Origin of the sequence: uncultured Erythrobacter sp. (assembly GCF_947499705.1) — a bacterium.
In the GTDB taxonomy this organism is placed as follows: domain Bacteria; phylum Pseudomonadota; class Alphaproteobacteria; order Sphingomonadales; family Sphingomonadaceae; genus Erythrobacter.
In genome coordinates, this window is sequence record NZ_CANMPJ010000002.1 from 316,819 (window position 1) to 338,381 (window position 21,563).

The 21,563-nt window shown below is 59.9% G+C and carries 24 protein-coding genes; 16 read left to right on the plus strand and 8 right to left on the minus strand.

The window, feature by feature from the left end; translation table 11 throughout:
* Positions 1-21 precede the first annotated feature (21 nt).
* The 12 genes from Q0837_RS14360 (at position 22) to Q0837_RS14415 (ending at position 10,627) form a co-directional block, all read left to right on the plus strand.
* Positions 22-1,035, plus strand: coding sequence for an NADP-dependent oxidoreductase (locus Q0837_RS14360; RefSeq protein ID WP_298470505.1), 1,014 nt, complete (start codon positions 22-24; stop codon positions 1,033-1,035).
* Positions 1,036-1,038: 3 nt separating this feature from the next.
* Entirely contained in the window at positions 1,039-1,815 is a 777-nt protein-coding gene (locus tag Q0837_RS14365) for a ThuA domain-containing protein (protein WP_298470507.1), read from the plus strand.
* On the plus strand, positions 1,812-2,192 hold the full coding sequence (locus tag Q0837_RS14370) for a limonene-1,2-epoxide hydrolase family protein (RefSeq protein ID WP_298470509.1): 381 nt from the start codon (positions 1,812-1,814) through the stop codon (positions 2,190-2,192). Before Q0837_RS14365 ends, Q0837_RS14370 begins: the two co-directional genes overlap by 4 nt.
* A gap of 101 nt (positions 2,193-2,293) precedes the next feature.
* On the plus strand, positions 2,294-3,550 hold the full coding sequence (locus Q0837_RS14375) for a cytochrome P450 (RefSeq protein WP_298470511.1): 1,257 nt from the start codon (positions 2,294-2,296) through the stop codon (positions 3,548-3,550).
* A complete protein-coding gene (locus Q0837_RS14380) occupies positions 3,547-4,635 on the plus strand; it encodes an acyl-CoA dehydrogenase family protein (RefSeq protein ID WP_298470513.1) in 1,089 nt (362 codons plus the stop codon). Before Q0837_RS14375 ends, Q0837_RS14380 begins: the two co-directional genes overlap by 4 nt.
* A gap of 10 nt (positions 4,636-4,645) precedes the next feature.
* Positions 4,646-5,071 carry an OB-fold domain-containing protein gene (locus Q0837_RS14385; protein ID WP_298470515.1) on the plus strand — a complete coding sequence of 142 codons (426 nt, stop codon included), beginning with the start codon at positions 4,646-4,648 and terminating at the stop codon, positions 5,069-5,071.
* Positions 5,068-6,228 carry a thiolase family protein gene (locus Q0837_RS14390; protein WP_298470517.1) on the plus strand — a complete coding sequence of 387 codons (1,161 nt, stop codon included), beginning with the start codon at positions 5,068-5,070 and terminating at the stop codon, positions 6,226-6,228. Before Q0837_RS14385 ends, Q0837_RS14390 begins: the two co-directional genes overlap by 4 nt.
* Before the next feature lie 21 nt (positions 6,229-6,249).
* A complete protein-coding gene (locus Q0837_RS14395) occupies positions 6,250-7,011 on the plus strand; it encodes an SDR family oxidoreductase (protein WP_298470518.1) in 762 nt (253 codons plus the stop codon).
* Between the two features lies 1 nt (position 7,012).
* Complete coding sequence (locus Q0837_RS14400; protein WP_298470520.1) at positions 7,013-7,768, plus strand: ThuA domain-containing protein; 756 nt, start codon at positions 7,013-7,015, stop codon at positions 7,766-7,768.
* A gap of 16 nt (positions 7,769-7,784) precedes the next feature.
* A complete protein-coding gene (locus Q0837_RS14405; RefSeq protein WP_298470522.1) occupies positions 7,785-8,993 on the plus strand; it encodes an acyl-CoA dehydrogenase family protein in 1,209 nt (402 codons plus the stop codon).
* A gap of 124 nt (positions 8,994-9,117) precedes the next feature.
* Positions 9,118-10,020, plus strand: coding sequence for an SDR family oxidoreductase (locus Q0837_RS14410; protein WP_298470524.1), 903 nt, complete (start codon positions 9,118-9,120; stop codon positions 10,018-10,020).
* Positions 10,021-10,132: 112 nt separating this feature from the next.
* Positions 10,133-10,627 (plus strand): hypothetical protein, encoded by a 495-nt coding sequence (locus Q0837_RS14415; protein WP_298470527.1) that lies wholly within the window; start codon positions 10,133-10,135, stop codon positions 10,625-10,627.
* Between the two features lie 281 nt (positions 10,628-10,908).
* Here the strand turns inward: Q0837_RS14415 and Q0837_RS14420 are convergent, their stop codons facing one another.
* Positions 10,909-12,531 (minus strand): AMP-binding protein, encoded by a 1,623-nt coding sequence (locus tag Q0837_RS14420; protein WP_298470529.1) that lies wholly within the window; start codon positions 12,529-12,531, stop codon positions 10,909-10,911.
* 136 nt (positions 12,532-12,667) lie between these two features.
* Between Q0837_RS14420 and Q0837_RS14425 the strand changes: the two genes are divergently transcribed.
* Entirely contained in the window at positions 12,668-13,477 is an 810-nt protein-coding gene (locus Q0837_RS14425) for a LuxR C-terminal-related transcriptional regulator (protein WP_298470531.1), read from the plus strand.
* Positions 13,478-13,592: 115 nt separating this feature from the next.
* Here the strand turns inward: Q0837_RS14425 and Q0837_RS14430 are convergent, their stop codons facing one another.
* On the minus strand, positions 13,593-14,129 hold the full coding sequence (locus Q0837_RS14430) for a VOC family protein (RefSeq protein WP_298470533.1): 537 nt from the start codon (positions 14,127-14,129) through the stop codon (positions 13,593-13,595).
* Positions 14,130-14,230: 101 nt separating this feature from the next.
* On the opposite strand from Q0837_RS14430, the gene Q0837_RS14435 reads away from it, so the two are divergent.
* From Q0837_RS14435 to Q0837_RS14445, 3 genes are read left to right on the plus strand one after another with little or no spacing between them, the layout of a single operon-like run.
* Positions 14,231-15,655 (plus strand): aromatic ring-hydroxylating dioxygenase subunit alpha, encoded by a 1,425-nt coding sequence (locus Q0837_RS14435; protein ID WP_298470535.1) that lies wholly within the window; start codon positions 14,231-14,233, stop codon positions 15,653-15,655.
* Positions 15,656-15,663: 8 nt separating this feature from the next.
* Entirely contained in the window at positions 15,664-16,416 is a 753-nt protein-coding gene (locus Q0837_RS14440) for an SDR family NAD(P)-dependent oxidoreductase (protein ID WP_298470537.1), read from the plus strand.
* An 11-nt stretch (positions 16,417-16,427) separates the two neighbouring features.
* Complete coding sequence (locus Q0837_RS14445) at positions 16,428-17,168, plus strand: class I SAM-dependent methyltransferase (RefSeq protein ID WP_298470539.1); 741 nt, start codon at positions 16,428-16,430, stop codon at positions 17,166-17,168.
* Here the strand turns inward: Q0837_RS14445 and Q0837_RS14450 are convergent.
* The 6 genes from Q0837_RS14450 to Q0837_RS14475 are packed head-to-tail and all read right to left on the minus strand — an operon-like array spanning position 17,160 to position 21,543.
* The gene (locus tag Q0837_RS14450) at positions 17,160-18,080 is read right to left on the minus strand and encodes an SDR family oxidoreductase (RefSeq protein ID WP_298470541.1); all 921 of its coding nucleotides are present in this window, start codon (positions 18,078-18,080) and stop codon (positions 17,160-17,162) included. The genes Q0837_RS14445 and Q0837_RS14450 overlap by 9 nt on opposite strands.
* A gap of 4 nt (positions 18,081-18,084) precedes the next feature.
* Positions 18,085-18,471 (minus strand): nuclear transport factor 2 family protein, encoded by a 387-nt coding sequence (locus Q0837_RS14455; protein ID WP_298470543.1) that lies wholly within the window; start codon positions 18,469-18,471, stop codon positions 18,085-18,087.
* Between the two features lie 7 nt (positions 18,472-18,478).
* Positions 18,479-18,709: a lipoyl domain-containing protein gene (locus Q0837_RS14460; RefSeq protein WP_298470545.1), complete on the minus strand. Its 231-nt coding sequence runs from the start codon at positions 18,707-18,709 to the stop codon at positions 18,479-18,481.
* Between the two features lie 3 nt (positions 18,710-18,712).
* Complete coding sequence (locus tag Q0837_RS14465; RefSeq protein WP_298470547.1) at positions 18,713-19,699, minus strand: alpha-ketoacid dehydrogenase subunit beta; 987 nt, start codon at positions 19,697-19,699, stop codon at positions 18,713-18,715.
* Positions 19,699-20,679, minus strand: a complete 981-nt coding sequence (locus Q0837_RS14470) for a thiamine pyrophosphate-dependent dehydrogenase E1 component subunit alpha (protein ID WP_298470549.1) — start codon at positions 20,677-20,679, stop codon at positions 19,699-19,701. The genes Q0837_RS14465 and Q0837_RS14470 overlap by 1 nt, the downstream gene beginning before the upstream one ends.
* Before the next feature lie 30 nt (positions 20,680-20,709).
* Entirely contained in the window at positions 20,710-21,543 is an 834-nt protein-coding gene (locus Q0837_RS14475; RefSeq protein WP_298470551.1) for an SDR family oxidoreductase, read from the minus strand.
* Positions 21,544-21,563 lie beyond the last annotated feature (20 nt).

The following is a 21,563-nucleotide window of genomic DNA, read 5'->3' on the forward strand; positions in this document are numbered from 1 at the left end:
ACTCAACACAAAGGAATTCCCATGCCCGATAACCGGCGCTTTCTCCTTCAGCGTCGCCCCGATGGCGAGCCGGTCCCCGAAGATTTTGAGTTGATCACTGAGCCGACACCGGATCTGGCCGACGGACAATTCTTGATACGCAATCACTACGCTTCACTCGATCCGGCGATGCGCGGGTGGATGGATGCTGGCGGGAATTACATGCCGCCGGTCCCGCTCGGCACGTCGATGCGGGCGAGCACGATTGGCGTTGTTGAAGAGAGCCGAGCGGAAGGCTTTGAGAAAGGCCAGTGGGTCATGGGCCTCAATGCTTTGGAGGATTATTCGATCAGCCAGGTCGGCGGCTTCACCCAGCCCATCGACCCAAGCCTGGTGCCAAGCGTGACCAACTATCTCTCGATCTTCGGGGCGGTTGGAATGACGGCGTACTTCGGGTTTCTTGAAGTGTGCGAGCCGAAAGAGGGCGAGACGGTTCTCGTCACCGGCGCAGCTGGCGCAGTGGGTTCGCTGGTTGGACAGCTTGCAAAAATCCACGGCTGCCGCGCAGTCGGGATTGCGGGCGGCCCCGAAAAGTGCGCCAAGCTCACCGAGAAATACGGCTTCGACGCAGCGATTGATTACAAGGGGAAAGACGAAGCCGCCCTTACCGCAGCTATCGGTGAAGCATGCCCCGATGGGGTCGACGTGATCTTCGAAAATGTCGGCGGACCAATCCTCGATGCCGGACTAATGAACCTCAACCTCTATGCCCGCGTCGGGCTGTGCGGGCTGATCAGCGAATACAACACGCCCCCACGCGGCGCGCGCAATCTGTGGAACCTCATCGTTACGCGATCTTCGATCCGGGGTCTGCTGGTCATGGACTATGTCGAACGCTTCCCGGAAGGCGCGGCAAAAATGGGCGAATGGGCGGCCGCCGGTCAGCTCGCGAGCGAAGAGCATATCGACGAAGGATTGGAGCACGCCTTCGACAGTTTCATGCGGCTGTTTGCTGGATCGAACCAAGGCAAGATGATCCTGAAAATCGCCACCTGAAACATGGCCCGCGACCTCCTAGTCCTGTCCGGTGGCCACGCTTATGAGCGTGAACCCTTTGCGGAACTGCTTGGCGCGCTCGGCGAGTGGGACATCACGCACCTGATGCACCCCGAAGCCGAGGAAGCGGTCGCGGGTGGCCGCGCTTTGGAAGCCGACGCGGTGCTGTTTTATGACATGGGCGGATACACCTTCGCCGACAAATGGGTGACCTCGCGCCCGCCATCCGAAGCGTTCCGCCGCGCTATCGTCGAGCGGTTCGAGGCCGAACGCGGCGCGGTAGCGATGCACCATGCCCTGGCCGGATGGGCTGACTGGCCCGAATGGCACGAAATGCTAGGCGGGCGGTTCCTCTACACTCCTGGCGAAGTGCGCGGAAAAGCTACGCTCGATTCCGGCTATCGCCACGACGTCGACTACGCCGCGCAGGTTGTCGCCGATCATCCGGTGACCGCCGGGTTGCCGAGCGAATTCCGGGTCGTTGACGAGCTTTATCTCGCCGAGATTTTCGAGGATGACGTTACCCCGCTGGTCCGCTCCGACTACACATTCACACGCGACAATTTCTATTCCGCCGCGCAAGGCATTTCGGGCACACTTTACTCCAACGATGGCTGGGACCATCCGCCGGGCAGCAATCTCGTCGCCTGGCACAAGCAGGTGGCGAATGCGCCGCTGGTCTACCTCCAGTTTGGCGATGCACCGCAGACCTATGCCAATCCGCATGTTCGCCAGATGCTAACCAATGCCCTCGATTTCATCGCAGGAGAAAATCCATGACCCCGATTGAAACCATCACCGCCTTCATCGCCGCATGGGACGAATACGATCTCGAGAAAATCTATTCCTTCATGGCAGAGGACATCGAGTGGTCGGACATGCCACTTTCGACGGTCAACGGCATCGATCAGGTCCGCGCCAAGATGGCGGCGTTCCCGGGCGTCGAGGCCTGCGGCTTCGACACGCATCACATCGCAGCCAATGGTAGTGTCGTCCTGACCGAACGCACCGACTGGTTCGAGATGAAAGGCCGCAAGCGCACCATCAAAGTGATGGGCGTGTTCGAACTGAACGATGACGGCAAGATCGCGAAATGGCGCGATTACTTCGACAGCGCTGAATTCGTACGCGAGTTTGGCGATCTCGCCGAAGGCTGAGGCCGCAAAAGCCCGTCAATCCTAACACATTCGCGCATCGCATCGCCCCGGTGCATGTGGCTAGGCTTGCAACCTAATTCGTTGGGATGAGAGCCGCCGTCATGAACAAGCCAGAATCCATCAAAGACGCGAGCGTCTTCGCGCCCGAAACGCTGATCGACCCGTTCGACTATTACAGCGCGATTCATGACGCAGGGATCGCAATCGAACACTTGCCGGAGATGAACACTTACGTCGTCTACAGTTATGATCTGTGCAACGAGGCGAACACCAAGCCCGCAGTTTTCTCAAACGATTTCAGTGTCCTGATGGGGCGTGAAGAAGACGAGGAGATCAACGCGATCCTCGCCGAAGGCTGGCCCGACGAAGCCACTCTCCTCACTGCCGATGCTCCCGTCCACACCCGCAATCGTAAGCTTGTGAACCTCGCTTTCTCCGCGCCGCGCGTGAACGCGATCGAAGACACGATGCGCGAAAAGTCGATTTCGTTGATCGAAGCGTTTGCGGATAAGAGCGAATGCGAGTTTGTCGAGGAATTCGCAATCCCGCTGCCGGTGTTCATGATCGCGGGGCAGATTGGGCTCGATAAGGACCCAAAGAAGGTCAAGGAATGGTCAGACGCGGCCGTCGACCGGTTCAGCCAGATGGTCGACCACGACCGAAAAAAGGAATGCGCCCGCGCACTGGTCGAATATCAGCACTACATGAAAGGCAAGATCGACGATCGCCGCGCCAATGGCGGCGACGATCTGCTGGCTGATCTGGTCGAGGCTCGGGTTGAAGGCGAAGAACCGCTGACCGATCCGCAGATCATGTCGATCATGCAGCAATTCATGGTCGCGGGAAATGAGACGACGACATCGACACTGGCAGGCGGATTGCTTCAATTGATCCGCAACCCTGATCAGATGGAAAAAGCCAAGGCAGCGGCAGGTGGGCGCGATCCCAAGCTGATCGGCAATCTTGTCGAGGAATCACTGCGCTACGAAACGCCAACTGCGGGCATGTGGCGCATCGTCAAGCAGGACACAGAACTGGGCGGTCAGGCAATTCCGGCGGGCGCCGTTGTCCAGCTGCGCTATGCCGCTGCCAATCGCGATCCCAAGAAGTTCGAAAATCCGAACGCATTCGATATCGAGCGCAAGAATGCGCGCGCGCATCAGGCGTTTGGCAAGGGGCCGCACATGTGCGTGGGCAACATGCTCAGTCGCAAGGAGATGCTGGTCGCGTTTGATGAGCTGTTGGAGCGGCTCGACGATTTCGCGGTCGCCGATGAGGATGGTATCACGATCCTCCCCAACATCCTGCTGCGCGGGGTAACGCGCCTGCCCATCACGTTCTCGAGGAAGAGCGCGTGAATTTCGACCTAAGCGAAGAACAGGAGCTGTTTCGCTCCAGCGTGGAGCGGTTTTCCGCCCCTATCGATGTAGAGGCTCGGCGCAAATTGCGACTGTCCGAGACAGGATATGACCGGGCGCGTTGGCAGGAACTTGCCGAAATGGGTCTGATCGCTCTGGCGGCACCGGAAGAGGCGGGCGGCATGGGCGGCTCTCCGGTCGATCTCGCTCTGGTTGCGGAGGCGCTTGGCAAGGCCAACTCACCTGATCCGTGGCTCGAACACGGTGTATTGCCCGCTCTATTGTTGGGCGCTGGCAGTGCCGAAGGCCCGCTCGAAAAAGTGCTCGGCGGCGAACAGATCGCCAGCTTTGCCTGGGCCGAACGGGCGCAGCGCTACAGCCTCGCAGCGAAAAGTTTGAAGGCTGAGACTTCAGGCGACGGCTTCGCAATGACAGGCGAGAAGACCTTCGTGATGGGCGCGCTATTGGCCGACCTGTTCATCGTCACCGCCGATCTGGATGGCGAGACCACCTGCTTCCTCGTGCCGCGCGACACCGAAGGACTTGAGGTCCGTGCCTATCGCCTGACGGATGGCAGCATTGCCGGTGAGCTTAAGCTGACGCGGGTCGGTGTATCCTCAACGGCGAAGCTCAACATCGCTCCAGACATCCTGACAGCCATCGTCAGCGATGCCCGCCTTTATGCTGCGGCAGAGATGGTCGGTCTGGGACAGCGACTGCTCGACGACACGCTGGCTTACGTGAAAGAGCGCGAGCAATTCGGCGTTGCGATTGGATCCTTTCAAGCTCTGCAACACCGGCTGGTGGAAGCCTATGCGAAGATCGAACAGTCGCGCTCGATGCTCTATCGCGCCGCACTGATCGACCGCAGTGAAACCGCCGAGCGGCAGCGCGCTGCAGCGGGCGCGAAGGCGTTTATCGGCGAGAATATCGACGCAGTCGCGCGCGAGGCGGTGCAGATGCATGGCGGCATGGGGATCACCGATGAACTGGCGATCGGCCACGCGATGAAGCGCGTCATGGTGCTCGCACGGCTGTTTGGCGACACAGATTCCGTACTCGCCGAATACGCGCTGGCGGCCTGAGGAGACTAGAATGGGCCAGAAGATCGATCCGGACTTGTGGAGCGATGACACACAGCCGCACTTGATGGGCGGGAGGCTACCTTCGGGTGAGATCGTATTCCCTATGCCTCAGGGCGACGCGGCAAAGGACGTTGAACCCCATAAGCTTTCGCGCACCGGCACATTGTGGTCGTGGACCACGCAGGGCTTTCTTCCAAAAGAGCCCTATGAAGGCCCCGGCTCTGGCCCCGACGAAGGTCCGCCGGATTTCCAGCCATTCCTGCTTGGCTATGTCGAACTACCCGGCGAAGTGATCGTCGAAGCGCGGATTGTCGATTCTCTGCTTGAAGATCTGTCGCTGAACATGCCGGTCGAGTTTTGCATCGTCCCGTTCAACGCGACGCATGACACCTACGCCTTCCGACCCATTACCCAAGCCGAGGAACAGGCCGCATGAGTGAGAACGTCTATATCATCGGCGCGGGCATCCATCCGTTTGGTCGGACCGAAGGCCGCTCCGGGCGAGAACAAGGCGTGTTCGCCGTGCGCGAGGCAATGGCCGATGCTGGGCTGGAATGGCCCGATATCGAATGCGCCTATGGCGGATCGGCAGCGGCGGGCAGCGCGGATATCATGGTCAACGAGCTTGGCCTGACCTCGCTCCCCTTCACCAATGTGGCCAATGGCTGCGCGACCGGCGGCAGCGCCCTCTCCGCCGCACAGCAAGCGATTGCGAGCGGGATGTATGATCTCGCGCTGGCAGTCGGCTTCGACAAGCATCCGCGCGGGGCGTTCAATGCCAAGCCTTCCGATTATGGCCTGCCAGACTGGTACGGCCAGACCGGGATGATGCTGACGACACAGTTCTTTGCGCTCAAGATTCAGCGCTACATGCAACTGCACGGGATCAGCCGTGAGACTTTAGGCCGGGTCGCGGAAAAAGCCTTCCGCAATGGCGCGAAAACTCCGCATGCCTGGCGGCGGAGCGAGATCGATCTCGAAACGATCATGAACGCCCCGATGATCAACGATCCGCTGACCAAGTTCATGTTCTGCGCCCCGGCAGAGGGCGGCGTTGCGCTGATACTGGCAAGCGAGAAAAAGGCCCGCGAACTGGGCGTGCTTGGTCCGGGTAAAAGCGTCAAGATCGCCAAGATTGCTGTGAAAACCCGGCCACCTGACAGTTTCGAGGTGTTTCAGGCCGGCGTGAGCATCAAGGAAGGCGGCAAGCCCACCGTGCTCGCTTCAAAAGCCGCGTTCGAAGGTGCAGGCATCGGCCCCGAAGATATCGACGTCGCGCAATTGCAGGACACCGAAAGCGGCGCGGAAATCATGCACATGGCCGAAAACGGCTTCTGCGCGGATGGCGATCAGGAAAAGTGGCTGGCAGAAGGCTGGACCAACACGGATGGCAAACTGCCGGTCAACACCGATGGTGGCTGCCTGGCGTGCGGCGAACCGATCGGCGCATCAGGATTGCGGCAAGTCTACGAAAACGTCGAACAATTGCGTGGGCGCGGCGGGGAGCGACAAGTACCAAACACACCGAAGACCGGATACAGCCATGTCTATGGCGCACCGGGCCTTTCAGCCGTGGCGATACTGGAGCGTTAATTGAGCAAGATGCCAGGGAAAATGGACTCCAAAGTCGCACTCGTTACAGGCGGTGCAGAGGGGATCGGAGCCACGGTCGGCCGGATGATCGTCGCCGAAGGCGGCAAGGTGCTGCTGTGCGATGTACAGATCGACAAGGCCCGCGCTCTGGCTGACGAGCTGGGCGAAAATGCCGAGGCCTTCGAACTTGACGTTCGCGAGCTCGACCAATGGCATGCCGCCGTAAAGGCCGCGCAGGACCATTTCGGCAAGCTCAACGTGCTGTGCAACATCGCTGGCATCTCGGAACCCGGCAACGTCGTCGACGTCGATCTCGATAGTTGGCGGCGCACCATCGATATCAATCTTGAAGGGCCATTCCTGGGCTGCCGCGCCGCGCTTCCAGTGATGGAGGCATCTGGCGAGCCGGCGGCCATCGTCAATATCGGCTCTATGATTGCCATCCGCGCAGCCGCGTTTGTGGCTGCCTACAGCGCCTCGAAAGCGGGCTTGCTTGGCCTGACTCGCTCCATCGCGCTCGATTGCGCCGAACGCGGCGTGCCGGTGCGCGCAAACATGGTGCATCCCGGCGCGATCCGCACGCCGATGTATGACCGCTACAAATACTCAGGCATGGCCGAACCCGAAGTGGTCGAGGAGCAATTCGCCGCGACCCACCCGATGAACCGCATCGGCGAACCGGAGGAAGTGGCCAAGGCGGTCGTCTTCCTCGCCAGCGATGATGCGAGTTTCACCACCGGCTGTGACTTCACAGTCGATGGCGGCGGATCGATCAGGAGCTAATATGAGCGAACAACCAGCAACCCGGATCGACGCGCACTTTATCGCTGCGGGCAAGTATCACGATATCGACTACCCGCGGCTCGAAATCCTGAAACTGCTTGCCGAGCATCCGCATATTCGCACCACCGTCGCGGCGGATTATTCGGGGCTGGAGCGGCTCGATGCATGCCGTTTCCTGATCACCTACACCTGCGACCTGATGCCGACCGAGGAGCAAGCTGCACAAGTGCGAGCCTGGGTCGAAGGCGGCGGCAAATGGCTCGCGCTGCACGGCACCAACTCGATCCTTGTCTTCACCGAAGAAGGTCTTGTCGATGCACCTGATGATCGGCCCGACGTGATGGAAATGCTGGGCACTCAATTCGTCGCACACCCACCGATTGGCCAGTTCAAGGTCGACGTGGTCAACACAGATCACGAACTCACACGCGGGATCGAGGATTTCGAGGTCGTCGACGAACTGTATCTCTCGAAGACCACCGCTGAAATTGACACGCTAATGCAGACCACGTTTGAGGGCGAAGCGACCGGCTTTGTCAAAGCGAACTGGGAAAAGACTGACGTGCCGATCCTCTACACCCGCGACATCGGCAAGGGGCGGATCGTCTACAACACGCTGGGCCATTGCCGGGGCCACTACGACCTGCCGGGAATGCAGGATTTCTACCCGCACAAGGAGATGTGCGCGTGGAATTACGACGTCTATTACGACATGCTCCGCCGTTCGATCGGCTGGGCGATGCGAGCGGAAGATTGAGCTAGGGACGCAGCCCATGGATATGAATTTCTCACCCGAAGACATCGCCTTTCGAGAAGAAGTGCGCGGGTTTCTGGCCGACAAACTGGCCGATCGTTTGCGCGATGGCGCACGGCGCACTCCAGGTGTGTTCGTCGAGCCTGATATCGGGATGGAATGGCACCGTATTCTGGCCGAAAAGGGCTGGGTTGCACCGCATTGGCCCAAGGAAGATGGCGGCACCGGATGGACGCCCACGCAGAAGTTCATCTTCGAAAAGGAATGCGCGCTCGCAGGCGCTCCCTCGATTTCGATCCTCGGATTGCGACTGGTCGGCCCGGTGATTTGCGAATTCGGCACGCCGGAACAGAAAGCGCGTTTCCTGCCTCGAATCCTGTCGGGCGACGATTACTGGTGTCAGGGATATTCAGAGCCGGGCAGCGGGTCCGATTTGGCTTCGCTCAAGACCTCGGCTCGATTGGATGGCGACGAATATGTCGTCAACGGATCGAAGATCTGGACCACCCACGCGCACCACGCCAATTGGATCTTCGCGCTCGTCCGTACCGACAGTTCGGGCAAGAAGCAGGCGGGGATCACTTTCCTGCTGCTGCCGATGGATCAGGACGGAATCGAAGTGACGCCGATCCACTCGATGTCGGGCGACCACGAGGTGAACCAAGTGTTCTTCTCGGACGCGCGCACGAGTGTCGAAAACCGCATCGGCGAAGATGGAGCGGGCTGGTCGATCGCCAAGTTCCTGCTTGAAAACGAGCGCGGCGGATCATGCTTTGCACCGCGACTGCTTCAGAGCATCGACAAACTTGCAGAGCTGGCGAAAACACAGCCTTCGGGCGTGAACGGAGCCATCGCGCACGATGCCCGTTTCCGCGATCGGCTTGCTCGCGTGCGGCTCGAAGCAGAAGCGTTGGAGTTCACCGAACTGCGCATCCTTGCTGAACTGGCCAAGGGTCGCGCGCCCGGTCCGCAAACATCTCTCGTCAAACTGCTTGGCGCGAATATCGGACAGGAGGTGGACACGTTGCGGCTCGAATTACTCGGCCCCGATGCACTGCAATTGCCGCTGGAGCGCCCGCTTTATGGCAACGAGGCACCGGAGCCGGTTGGCAGCGAACTCGCTCAGACCGCGATGGGCCGCTACCTCAACAACCGTGCCGCCACGATCTTTGGCGGGTCGGATGAAGTGCAGAAAAACATCATCGCAAAGACAGTTCTGGGGCTTTGATTTGCTCGTCATTGCGAGCGAAGCGAAGCAATCCATGGACCAATGCGAGCAGCAGAAACGGCAGGCCATGGATTGCCGCGCCGCTTTCAGCGGCTCGCAATGACGATTTGAGAGGAAACGACTGATGGACGTATCGAAGCTGATGTTCCGCGAAGGCCTGATGGCTGATGAGCGCATTCTGGTCACCGGCGGCGGCACCGGGCTGGGCCGCGAAATGGCGGAAGGTTTCCTCAAGCTGGGCGCGACCGTCTACATTTGCGGGCGGCGGCAGAACAAGCTGGATGAAACCGCTGCGGAATTGATGGAAGCGCATGGCGGCAAGGTTGTCGCGCATGCCTGCGACATCCGCGATGCCGATGCGATCCATGCGATGGTGGATAGCATTTGGGCCGATGGCGGCGCGCTGACCGGCGTGGTCAACAACGCGGCGGGCAACTTCATCAGCCGCACCGAAGACCTGTCGGTCAACGGTTTCAACGCCATCGCCGACATCGTGATGCGCGGAACATTTTACGTGACGCTCGATATCGGCAAGCGCCTGATCGAGGAGAAGAAGACTGCGAGCTTCCTTTCGATCCTGACCACCTGGGTGTGGTCAGGCAGCGCGTTCGTGGTGCCATCGGCTATGTCAAAGACAGCGATCCACGCCATGACCCAGAGCCTCGCGACCGAATGGGGCCGCTATGGCCTGCGCTTCAACGCAATCGCGCCGGGCCTCTTCCCGACCAAGGGCATGAGCGCCCGCCTTTCCCCCGGGGGGCAAGGCGGCAATTCCAAGAATGATCTCAACCCGATGGGCCGCGCGGGAGAGATGCACGAACTCGCGAACCTCGCGGTGTTCCTGATGGGCCAAGGCGCAGAATATGTGAACGGCCAGACCATCGCGATCGACGGCGCAGGCTATCAGGCGAATGGCGGCACGTTCTACCCGCAGCTGCACGCAATGGGCGACAATGAGTGGGACATGATGCGCCAGATGATCAAAGGCACCAACGCCAAGGACAAGGCGGACCGGGTGAAGGGATAAGGGCTGTTGCGCGGCTTGCTCGGGGACGGCTTCTACCGATCTCGAACCAAAACCAGTCCTTCGGATCACGACCCATTTGCGGTCGTATGTTTGTGCAGCTAGTTTCAAGCCTATGCAGGCAAGTTATCTTTGGGTTGGTATATTGATCTTGACCACAAGCTGTAACTCTGATGCCGACAAATGCGACCAAGCGAACCGAAATAATGCAGCAGTCTATGAGGATACGGTCGAAAATACCTTCTTGACGATCTACGTTGACCAAGAGGACGTTTTTTTGCTGGAAACTTCAGCGCCGTCCGATACGAGTGCCAACCCGGTTTCATCGTCTACCAAATATATAGATGGCGCACATTGGTTTTTGGGAATGGCTATCCCCACTGGCAAGGATCGAACCAGTTGGAGTGATGGCCAAAGCAAGTGCCGGATCATTTCAAAGAGAGATGCACTAACAAAATACACTTGCTTCGACGGCGACGGCATCAAAACAACGTATGATCTCGAAGAGGGTCGAGGACTGATATCTGCGCAAGTTTTCGACGCGGATGATCAACTGATCTCTGATACGCAGCTGCGCTCGAACGTTGGCGTCTTTTTTGGGGAATGCTGATTGTCAATCAAGCATCACGATGCTGCCAATTTGGCGTGAACTCTCGAGAGCAATTGCCTGGGAGTGCTCTATGTAGTTTTTGGGGTACTCTAGGTGGTGGCCACGCTACATGGTGCTCTTGAGAAGCGGCGATATGGAAGCTCACGACATCGGTAGTCCGTGAACTGGATGTCCAGAGGAAGACGTCCATCTCTTAGAAGAAGAGATTGTCCGCCCCCACCCAATAGCGGGCATGCACGCTCCGATTTCTGTGGTTTGAAAAATGTCGCGACGGGACGCCGCTACCTCGCGGCCTCATCCGCGAGCCGTTGGGCGGTTTTGTAGTCCGGCTTGCCATTGTTGAGCCGTAGCGAGCCGTTGGTGAACACATACAGACGCGGGATCTTGTACCCAGCCAGTTCCTCGCGGGCATGGCCGTCGAGCGCTTCTTCCAATGCGTCCGGCGCGCAGCCCTTGGGCTCGACCACTGCGACGACCTTTCTTCCGAAACGCTCGTCGGGCAGGCTGACGACGCGCGCATCGTTAACAGCTGGGTGCTCCAGCAACACCGCCTCGACTTCCTCGGGGAAGACTTTCTCGCCGCCGGTGTTGATGCACATGTTGTCGCGGCCGATGAACTCCATCGAGCCATCCGCACCCCAGCGGGCGCGGTCGCCTGTCATCAGCCAGCGCTTGCCGCCGATCACGGGAAAGGTTTGCGCATTCTTCTCGGTTTCGCCGAGATAGCCGAGCGGAAGGGGCCCCGTGCGCGCAACGATGCCGACGCCGTCCTCACCCGGTGCGATCTCTTTGAGGTTTTCGTCGAACAGCTTTGTCTCGCGGCCCGGCAGGGGCTGGAATCTGCCGCCGCCGGTCGAACCAGCGGCGGTGGTAATGACGATCCCGGTACCAGAGCTTTCGCTCGATCCGAGCGCATCGATGATGACCAGCGTTTTGTGATGCGCGATCAGACGCTGCTTGAACCCTTCGGAGAACACCGCGCCCGACGACGTGATCGTGCGCAGGCTGGCGAGCAGATCTTCGCCATCGCCGCGCGCATCCAGCCGGTCAGCCAGTGGCAGCGCGAAGGCGTCGCCCACAATGAAGATGCCGCGCGCTTGCAGACGCTTGACTTCGTCGAGCGCAAGATCGGCGTCGAACTTCTCCGCCGGGAGCAGCGCCAAAGTGCCGCCTTTCAGCAGGTGGATCACCCCGGTGAATTGCCCTGCCCCATGCATCAGCGGGCTGAGCAGCAGGAGCGGTGAGGCGCTGCCCGGATGGTCGGGGCTGATTGTGGCCGCGCGTTCGACCTGTTTCTTGAGCGACTCCGCGATGAAGGGTGGCTCGCCCATGCCGGTCTGCCACACCGAGATGCTGAACGCCTGCCACGCCTCTACCATCGGCCACATCACCGCTTTGGGCATACCGGTGGTCCCGCCGGTCGCGGTCAGGAAAAGAGCTTGCGGATCGTCATGAACTGCGAAATCTGCAGGCAACGCAGTTGACCGCAATGCTGCCCAATCCTCGTCCCCGACATCGACAGTTAGCGCGCCGTCCGGCATCGCGGCCGCGCCCGACTCGGCAAAGTCGCTCTCGGTGAACAGAGCCTTCAATTCGAAACGCTCGAATATGTCGGCCAGTTCGCGTGCCTTGTAATGGTAGTTCACATTGACCGGCGTGACGCCTGCCTTGATGCAGCCGAAATAGGCGAGAATGTAGTCGGGACTGTTGCGAAGCATCTGCCCGGCAACATCGCCCGGCTTGAGCCCGCGAGCCCGCAATCCTGCAGCGATAGCATCGGTTTCGGCGTCGAGTTCGCTCCAACTTACTACCCTCTCGCCATGGATCAGCGCCGGACGATCCGGCTCAATCGAGTTCGCCAACGCTTTCAAAGCGACACCGAAATTCTCACCTTGCCATACCATCGCCTGAATCTCCTTTAGAGTGCGCTTGGCGTAGCCAGCACAAACCCTCAATGCCCCTGCGTAAAGTATGAGGCGAATCAGAAGAAATAGGGTAGGCTGGCGCGGACGGGAAGTTGAGGAGGAGAGGAGCCAGATTATGGCCACGAACGTAGTCGAACTGCGCACGCCGCAGGGCCGCGAAAAACTCGAGCAATTGCTTGAGCAGGTCACCATCACCTGTCCTGAGGACATTCACGATGCAGCCGTTGCGCTTGCCCGAATGGCGCAAGAACGCGGGATGCAGATCGCGGTGTGCGATGACATTTCATCCAAGGAACCGATGGTCGATGCCGACGGTACGATCCTGAATGCGGATATCTTCCGCTGGCTGGATGACGGATCACGCTGGTGGGAAGATCATCGCCTCGCCTTGCATTCGCCTCTACCGCGCGCGTGCCGGTATGAAAGCGAGCCGTTCTGGGTGAACCAGCACGGGTTCAACACCCGCTGGCGCAATTCCTATCTCGACGAGCTCGACCTAGCCGATTTCGAAAAGCGCTCGCTCTGCAAGGCTGCGATCGTGATTCCGGTCCACCTGCCGTTCGGCCAGATCTCCGCCAACAGCTTCATCAGCATGGACCGTGAGAAAGAGGACCTGTCGGAAGAATTCGTTGAGTTCGGCTCACTGTTCGCGCAGGTCACTCGCCGGTTTGTCGCAGGCTATGTGCAGGCACATCGGACGAAGCGGCGCATTCCATCGGATTGTGTGTTGTCGAAGCGCGAGGTGGAATGCCTGCGCTGGGCCGCGATCGGCAAAACGGACAAGGAAATCAGCATGATCCTTGAACGTAGCCACGCCACGATCCGTTACCACATCCACCGTGCCGGCGAGAAGCTGGACAGCGTGAACCGCGCGCAGACGATCTTCAAAGCCGGTCAGCTGGGGTATCTGGGGGCGAATTCTTGATTTCCGCGCGCCATCCGGCGCGCGAATTCCTCGCTCACGCGGCCTAAAGGCCGCATCGCTGCGGGCGGGCGGTCGCCCTTGCGGCGGCTTTGCCGCCGTGCTCCGCGACCAAGCCTCAGCCTAGGCTTCTAAGCGGCTCGCTCCCATCCCAGCCCTCACCGGCCTGTTTGATCATCGCGAACAGGCCGGGACCTCCCTCGCCTTGCTGGAGGATCTCGACCAACCCGCCCGGCCCTGAACCCGGGTCGACATAGATCACCTTGCTATCGCCGAGCGCGCCTTCGATCACGACCTCTGCGCCTTGCTCTCCGCAGACGCGGTAGGCCTCCTCGATATTGTCGACGAGGATGCAGACGTGGTGCAGGCCGTCATTTAGGTCAGCGTATTCACCCGAATAGATCGACGGGTGAGTGTCGCGCGGGCGGATCAGTTCGATCTGAAGATCGCCCCAATAGGCCAGCGCGAGGTCGAACACTGCATCGGTTGGCGCGCCGCGATATTTCATCCCTTCCAGATGGATGCCTTCCATCAGGAAGAACGGGCCAACTCCCATCACTTCGGTCCAATGCTTGACCGCCGCGTCGAAATCCTTCGGCACAAAGGCCAGCTGCATCACTTCGCCGAGCCCTGCGATCCCATTGGCCTGCGCCATTCATCCTCTCCAATCCGATAGTGTGACCTCAAGGCAAACCTGTGTGATATTCTTCGGCGCGAACACTGCACAAAGTGCGAGGAATCAGGATCAGACCCGCCATGAACGAGATCAAAGACATCAAACGCCAAGATCGCTGCCCGGGCATGACCTACACCGACATGCTCGAAGGCGACACGCGAACGCCGCCGGATTACCTGTTCGAAGAAACGAACATCGACATGCCGAACGATCCGCTGCCGATCGAACCCTATGTCAGCGAGGAGTTCGCGGCGCTCGAGCGCGAGAAGCTGTGGCCGAATGTCTGGCTGTTTGCGGCGCGCGAGGATGAGCTGCCCGATCCCGGCGACACGGTCGTGTTCGAGATCAATGAAAAGAGCTTCCTGATCACCCGCCAGCGTGACGGCAGCGTGCGCGCCTTCTACAATGTCTGCCTGCACCGCGGACGCAAACTGCGCACTGAAGACGGCAACACCACGCAGTTCCGCTGCCCCTTCCACGGCTTTACCTGGAAGACCGATGGGACGCTGAAAGAAATTCCGTGCGACTGGGACTTCAAGCATCTTGAAGACAAGGACATGAGCCTGCCCGAAGTCCGCGTCGAGCTGTGGCAGGGCTTCGTGATGATCACCGAGAATGCCGATTTGCCCGACTTCAAGACCTGGCTTGGCCCGGCGGCGGATCACTACGACAATTACGACATGGAAAACCGCTACACCGGCATGTGGGTCGCGCGGAAAATCCCGGCCAACTGGAAGGCCACCGCCGAGGCATTTATGGAGGCGTGGCATTCGGTCACCACCCATCCGCAACTTCTGCCGTTCCTTGGCGACGCCAACACAAGGTATGATTTGATCGGCGATAACTTCAATCGAGCCATCACACCGTCCGGGGTGCTTAGCCCGCACCTCAAAGGTAAAACGCAGCAGTATATTCTCGACAAGATGGCCGAGTTTTCAGGCGGCTCGGACGCCGAGACCAACCGCCGCTACGCCGCTAGCGAAGAAACCGTCGAGGTCGATGAAAGCGATCCGCTGCAGGCGCGCAAGCTGCTGGCCGAGGCAAGCCGGTCGGGCTTCACCGAGGCCTATGGCCACGATTACTCGGACAAATCGGATTCCGAAATTCTCGACAATTTCACGTACAACATCTTCCCCAACTTCGCCCCGTGGATCGGGTATCTGCCAACCCTTTGCTATCGTTGGCTGCCCGGCGACACGCCTGATTGGTGCGTGATGGAAATCCGCCTGCTATTCCCGACCCCAAAAGGCGAAAAGCGTCCGCGCGCGGTTGAGAAGGTGACAATTCCCGAGGATCAGCCGTTTGCCTGGGCCAAGGATGTTATGGGTGAGGCGCTCGCAGGCGTGTTTGATCAGGACATGGCCAACCTACCGCATGTCCAGACAGGGATGAAAGCATCAGGCAACGGGATCATGGAACTCGGCGCGTATCAGGATAGCCGGGTGCGACATTTCCAGACCACGCTGAAGAAATATATCGACGGCGAATTGCCAGCGACTAAGTAGCTCAGCCCATGAGCATCTCTGTCGATCTTTCCGGGCGCACTGCGCTTATCACTGGCGCGTCATCGGGTCTCGGTTCCCGCTTTGGACGCATCCTCGCCGCGAATGGAGCAAATGTTGCACTCGGTGCGCGGCGCAAGGATCGGCTCGAGGCTTTGGCTGCTGAAATCGGACCACAAGCCGCAGCGGTAGAGATGGATGTCGCGCGCAACGCAGACGTGGTCGCGGGCTTCGACGCTGCCGAGCAAGCCTTCGGGACCATCGACACGGTGATCGCCAACGCCGGCGTCGATGGCGCAGGCATGATCAACGATATGGCCGAGGACGAGATTGAGCGCACACTCGCTATCAACCTCAAAGGCGCGATCCTGACCGCACGTGAAGGTGCCAAGCGAATGATCGCAGCGGGCAATGTGAAGGGACGGATCGTGATGGTCGCCTCGATCACCGCTTTCGAACCCTCACCCGGCCTGGTTGCCTACTCGGCCAGCAAGGCAGGCGTAGTGCAGGCCGCGCGCAGCATGGCCCGCGAATGGGCGCGCGCGGGAATCTGTGTGAACACGATTTCCCCCGGCTACATCCGCACCGCGATCAACGACGAATGGTTCGACACTGATCTCGGCAAGAAGCAGATCGCCCGCTTCCCCAAGCGTCGGTTGATGGCGGACGAAGGGCTGGACGGCCCCGTGCTGTTCCTTTGCTCTGACGCGGCGGAGTTTGTGACCGGCGCGGACTTCGTGCTGGATGACGGGCAGACTTTGTAGGCACCCGCGGTATGGGCACGAAATACGATACGATTGGGCGCGGCTATTCGGCGCTGCGACACCCTGATCCGCGCATCGGCACAGCGATCTACAGCGCATTGGGAGACGCGCAATCGGTGCTCAATGTCGGGGCCGGAGCCGGATCATACGAACCGACCGATCGGGCTGTAACGCCAGTGGAGCCATCCACCGAAATGATCGAGCAACACCCGCGCAAGGCCGATGTCGTTCAGGCCAGCGCAGAAGATTTGCCGTTCCCTGACAAGAGCTTCGATGCAAGCATGGCGGTGCTGACGGTCCATCATTGGCCCGACCAGCAGGCCGGTTTACGCGAGATGCGGCGCGTCACGCGCGGCAGGATTGTGCTGTTAACATTCGACCCTGCCTTCCGGGACATCTGGCTGCTCGACTATCTGTCAGAGCTCGCGGAGCTCGATGACAGGCAAATGCCGCAAATGCCGCAATACGAAGAATGGCTGGGCCCGATTTCAGTCACGCCCGTCCCGATCCCGCATGATTGCACCGATCGGTTCCTCTATGCCCATTGGCGCAATCCCGAAGCCTACCTTGATCCGGAAATACGCAAGGGCAGCTCTTCATTTTGGGCCATCGACAGCGTTGAGGAGAAACTCTCCAAACTGCGCGATGATCTGGAGAGTAGGGAGTGGGAACGCCGATACGGTCACTTGCGCGACAGGGACGAACTCGATCTGGGCTATCGCCTGATTATCGCCGAGACGGACTTACCCTAGCCCGGCTATCCAGTCTTTTGCGCTGGCCCATTCGAGATGCGAGGTGTGCTGCATGCCAAGCAGGTCACGGGCATCTTGCGGATCGACCAAAAGCGGCGAAACGGGCTGCGAGTTATAGAACGCGTAAAACTTCGCCATGCCGTCATAGATGCTGAGCGGCTGCACTTCGCGCGATCCGGTCACCAACTCGCTCATCCCGGCAGCGAACTCCTCCGGCGCGAGACTTTTGAACCGCACCGGCTTGCCAATCGCCTCGGATAGATTGGCGGCAACCTCGTCTCCGGTCAGCGCCTCTGGCCCGCCCAGCGGCACATGCATTCCGTCTGCCGCATCCGTCATCAGCGCCCGTGTCATCGCCTGTCCAACATCCTCCAGGCACACCCAATTGATCTTGAGGTCGGGCTTCGCCGGATAGGCAAAGATCCCTTCGCGCATGATCAACGGCCGGGTCCAGATCCGGTACTGGTTGTCCATGAACACGGTCGGCTCGATGAACACACACGGGATGCCGGTTGCTTCCAGCGCGGCTTCGATATCGCGGCGGCCATCATGAGCGGACAGGTCGAGATCGTGATCGGCGACAAAGCAGGCTGTATTGAAGACGATCTTTTTCAGAACCGCGCGTTTCGCCCCTTCGGCAATCGCGGCGCCGAAACTGGCTGCACGGGCGCGGTCAAACTCGAAGGGCAGATGAAACGCTGCTGCGTCCTGGCCGGCAAAGGCGTTCGCCATCGCATCCGCATCAGTGATATCCGCATGAACGGTCGGCAGATTGGGAAACGGTGTGTCTGCCAATGCATTGTCGCGCCGGACGCCAGCGGTGACGTCAAACCCTTCCGCCAACAATGCTTGCACCAGAGGCTGCCCCTGATCGGCGGGCGCGCCAAGGACGCAGACTCTCTCGATTGTCATGGCGTCAAACCTTTGCTGCGACCTCAGCCGCATCGAAGTAATGGATGCGCAATTCCTTCAGCAAACCGTCTTCGAATGCGCCGCATTCATTGACCGTCTGACTGAAGGTCTCGCCGGTGCGCTTTGACGTCATGGTCAACGTCAGGACCGTCACCCCATGACTATCCCCGCCGGTGATGTCGTGAATGTCGACCTTCGCCTCAGCCCACGTGCCGTACATCGCCGCCGCGCAGCGTTGCAGCGCATCCTTGCCGCGCCATTCGCCGCCAAACGGTAGGCACTCGGCTTCGTACAGCACGAAGTCCGGATGGATCAGGGATTCCACCGTCTCCCAATCGCGCGCACCCGCCGCTGCATAAACGGCTGACAGCATTTCACGCGGGGTAGACATGGCGACGCTATTCAATTGTGCCGACGAGGTCGCCGACCTTGTATTGCTGGCCCTCCTCACCGGTCGGGCGGATCACCCCGCCCGCCTGCGCTTCAATCTCGACCGTCGTCTTGTCGGTTTCGGCGGTGTAAATGATGTCGCCCTTTGACACGGTCTCACCATCGCCGAACATCCATTCAGCCAAGGTCACTTCGGTCGCGCTCATCCCGAGCTTGGGGATGCGGATTTCTTCAGCCAATTCTCAGACCTTCCCTACCGATGCCTTGATCTGCGCAACGATGTCGCTCTTTTGCGGGATCCAGGCCTGCTCAAGATGCGTCGCGAACGGCACGGCGGAGAATGTTCCGCCAATCCTGCGGACCGGACCTTTCAGCCTGTCCCAGCACTTTTCCTGAATGTTGGCAGCAATCTCAGCGCCGGTTCCGAAGGGGCGAACCGCTTCGTGCAGAGTGATAGCGCGACCAGTCTTGTTGACCGACGCCAGCACTGTTTCCTCATCGTAAGGAGCGATGGTGCGCAGGTCGATCACCTCGACGCTGACACCTTCCTTCTCCAGCTCACCCGCGACCTCAAGCGCATCGAGCACCGTGCGGCCATAGGTGATCAGCGAAATGTCGGAGCCCGCCTTGGCCACCGCCGCCTTGCCCAAAGGCACACGGTATCCGGGTCCGGGATCTTCGGATTTCAGACCATAACAAAGGATGTTTTCGATGAAGACCACAGGGTCATTCGCATCGATGGCAGAGCGCATCAGGCCGCGCGCATCGGCAGCGTTGCTTGGCGTCACCACATGCATCCCAGCGACGTGCGCGAACCACGCCTCCAGCATATCCGAGTGCTGCCCACCAAAGCCCACGCCCACGCCAGTCGTGGTGCGGATCACGATCGGGCACGGCGTCTGACCACCCGACATGAAGCGCAATTTCGCCGCGTGGTTGACGATCTGGTCCATGCAGACGCCGACAAAGTTCATCAGCATGATCTCTGCAATTGGGCGCTGGCCCGCAAGCGCTGCGCCGACTGCCGCACCAATAATTGCGGTTTCCGAGATCGGCGTTGCGCGAATGCGGTTTTCGCCATATTTTTCGGTGAGGCCGGAAGTGATCTTGAACACCCCGCCGCCTTGTTTGGCTGCAACGTCTTCGCCCAGGCAGAACACGCCGTCATCTTCGGCCATGGCTTCGTCAATGGCCTTGTTGAGGGCCTCGGTCATGGTGATCTCAGCCATTACGCGGTCTCCTCAAGCACATCTTTATGGATTTCATCGGTGTCCGGCAGCGGCGCGTCGAGCGCGTGCTGAACCGCCGCGTCGATCTCGGCATCGATCTTGGCGACGATCCCATCGAGCTCTTCTTCGGTGAACTGCCGTTCCAGCATGACCTTACGCAGCTTGGGCAGCGGGTCTTCCTTTTGCATTTCTTCCAGATGCTCAGGGGGCATGTAAGAGAAATCGGAGCCAAAGAAGTGGCCCATCATCCGGTAACACATGGCTTCGACCAGCACCGGCCCCTTGCCAGAGCGGGCGTGCTCCACGGCCTCTTCCATCGCCGGGTAAACCTCGTTGACGTTGTTTCCGTCGACCTTGATGCCTTTCATTCCGTAACCACCGGCGCGGCTCGAAATGTCGGTGCTGTCAGTGTGGTCAGCATAGGCGGTGTGCTCACCATAGCGGTTGTTCTGGCACAGGAAGATCACGGGCAGCTTGTAGAGCTGGGCCATGTTCATCGCTTCGTGAAATCCGCCTATGTTGGCGGCGCCATCGCCGAAGCTCACCAGCGTCACGCGGCCATCACCGTTGTTCTGGCTCGCCATCGCAAGCCCGTTGGCAATCGGCAGACCGCTACCCACCACACCGGTTGTCACCATGATCCCGGTGTCGGGATCGGTGATGTGCATGGTGCCGCCCTTGCCCTTGCACGTGCCGGTCGCCTTGCCGAGGCATTCGCCCCACCACTTTTCAATCGGAATGCCCTTGGCCGTCTGCTCGCCCTGCCCGCGATAGGTGCACACAACGTAATCGTCGTCCTCCAGCGCTGCCATCGCAGCGGCCGAAACAAGCTCCTGCCCGCGAACGCAATAATACATCACCGCAACCTTGCCCTGCATCAGCAGTTCACGGAATTTCTCGTCGGTGCGGTTCACCTTCATCGTGCGGGTGTAGATATCGAGCAGCTTGTCGCGCTCGATCTCTTTGGCGATCTCAGCCATAAAGTGGGGCCTTCCTGTTGGTGAACGTGCTTAGAACTGGACGCGCTGCGTGAAGCCGCCATCGACCACGACATTGGCGCCGGTCATATACGGGCAGGCTGGGCTGGCGACGAAGACCACGGTCTTGGCCACTTCCTCCGGCTCTCCAAAGCGGCCCATTGGCATCTTCGCCAGCGTGCCTTCGTAGAGCGGCGGCACCGCATCCTTGATCATTTCCCAGTTCCCGCCGGGATAATAGATCGCGCCGGGCGAGACGCAATTCACCTTGATCCCCAGCGGTGCCATCGCCTGCGCGAGCTGAGAGCCGTGGGTGATCAGCGCGGCTTTCAAAGCGTTGAAGGCTTGCGGCGCCACGAATGTTTCCAGTGCGGCGGTCGAAGACATCAGGACAATCGATCCACTGTCGGATGCTTCGAGATGCGGGGTGAGCACTTCGATAGCGTGAACCGCACCAAGGATGTCCATGTCGAGACCCTGCTGCCAATCGCCAGTGCCGCCTGTGCCAGAAGAGCTTGCCATGTGAACGAAGATATCGCAGCCGCCCAAGGCATCCGCTGCATCGCCGATCCATTTCTTATAGGCATCGGCTCCGCTTGCCATATCGAACACTTCGCCATGAACCTTGCCCGGTCCAGCCGCGTCGATCTCTTTCTTGGCGGCTTCAATCTTGTCTTCCTTGCGGCTGAAGAACGCGACATCCGCGCCTTCCGCAGCAAAGTGCCGCAGCGATGCAAGGCCAAGCCCGTGCGCACCGCCGTTCATAATGACTTTCTTGCCTGTAAGTCCCAGATCCATCGCGTTGTCTCCCAACTGATTGCCGTTGGTGATGCGATAGCCGAGCGATCGCCCGGCGCGTATCGTCAAAAGTGGGGGTGTGAAGCGAT

Excerpts from the sequence above, each read along its gene's own strand:
- Q0837_RS14365 (WP_298470507.1), top strand. The coding sequence starts at position 1,039 with ATGGCCCGCGACCTCCTAGTCCTGTCCGGTGGCCACGCTTATGAGCGT.
- Q0837_RS14465 (WP_298470547.1), bottom strand. The coding sequence starts at position 19,699 with ATGGCTGAGATCACCATGACCGAGGCCCTCAACAAGGCCATTGACGAA.
- Q0837_RS14430 (WP_298470533.1), bottom strand. The coding sequence starts at position 14,129 with ATGGCGCAGGCCAATGGGATCGCAGGGCTCGGCGAAGTGATGCAGCTG.
- Q0837_RS14415 (WP_298470527.1), top strand. The coding sequence starts at position 10,133 with ATGCAGGCAAGTTATCTTTGGGTTGGTATATTGATCTTGACCACAAGC.
- Q0837_RS14395 (WP_298470518.1), top strand. The coding sequence starts at position 6,250 with ATGGACTCCAAAGTCGCACTCGTTACAGGCGGTGCAGAGGGGATCGGA.
- Q0837_RS14385 (WP_298470515.1), top strand. The coding sequence starts at position 4,646 with ATGGGCCAGAAGATCGATCCGGACTTGTGGAGCGATGACACACAGCCG.
- Q0837_RS14425 (WP_298470531.1), top strand. The coding sequence starts at position 12,668 with ATGGCCACGAACGTAGTCGAACTGCGCACGCCGCAGGGCCGCGAAAAA.
- Q0837_RS14390 (WP_298470517.1), top strand. The coding sequence starts at position 5,068 with ATGAGTGAGAACGTCTATATCATCGGCGCGGGCATCCATCCGTTTGGT.
- Q0837_RS14450 (WP_298470541.1), bottom strand. The coding sequence starts at position 18,080 with ATGACAATCGAGAGAGTCTGCGTCCTTGGCGCGCCCGCCGATCAGGGG.
- Q0837_RS14410 (WP_298470524.1), top strand. The coding sequence starts at position 9,118 with ATGGACGTATCGAAGCTGATGTTCCGCGAAGGCCTGATGGCTGATGAG.
- Q0837_RS14470 (WP_298470549.1), bottom strand. The coding sequence starts at position 20,679 with ATGGCTGAGATCGCCAAAGAGATCGAGCGCGACAAGCTGCTCGATATC.
- Q0837_RS14360 (WP_298470505.1), top strand. The coding sequence starts at position 22 with ATGCCCGATAACCGGCGCTTTCTCCTTCAGCGTCGCCCCGATGGCGAG.
- Q0837_RS14375 (WP_298470511.1), top strand. The coding sequence starts at position 2,294 with ATGAACAAGCCAGAATCCATCAAAGACGCGAGCGTCTTCGCGCCCGAA.
- Q0837_RS14455 (WP_298470543.1), bottom strand. The coding sequence starts at position 18,471 with ATGTCTACCCCGCGTGAAATGCTGTCAGCCGTTTATGCAGCGGCGGGT.
- Q0837_RS14420 (WP_298470529.1), bottom strand. The coding sequence starts at position 12,531 with ATGGTATGGCAAGGTGAGAATTTCGGTGTCGCTTTGAAAGCGTTGGCG.
- Q0837_RS14435 (WP_298470535.1), top strand. The coding sequence starts at position 14,231 with ATGAACGAGATCAAAGACATCAAACGCCAAGATCGCTGCCCGGGCATG.
- Q0837_RS14400 (WP_298470520.1), top strand. The coding sequence starts at position 7,013 with ATGAGCGAACAACCAGCAACCCGGATCGACGCGCACTTTATCGCTGCG.
- Q0837_RS14445 (WP_298470539.1), top strand. The coding sequence starts at position 16,428 with ATGGGCACGAAATACGATACGATTGGGCGCGGCTATTCGGCGCTGCGA.
- Q0837_RS14370 (WP_298470509.1), top strand. The coding sequence starts at position 1,812 with ATGACCCCGATTGAAACCATCACCGCCTTCATCGCCGCATGGGACGAA.
- Q0837_RS14440 (WP_298470537.1), top strand. The coding sequence starts at position 15,664 with ATGAGCATCTCTGTCGATCTTTCCGGGCGCACTGCGCTTATCACTGGC.
- Q0837_RS14405 (WP_298470522.1), top strand. The coding sequence starts at position 7,785 with ATGGATATGAATTTCTCACCCGAAGACATCGCCTTTCGAGAAGAAGTG.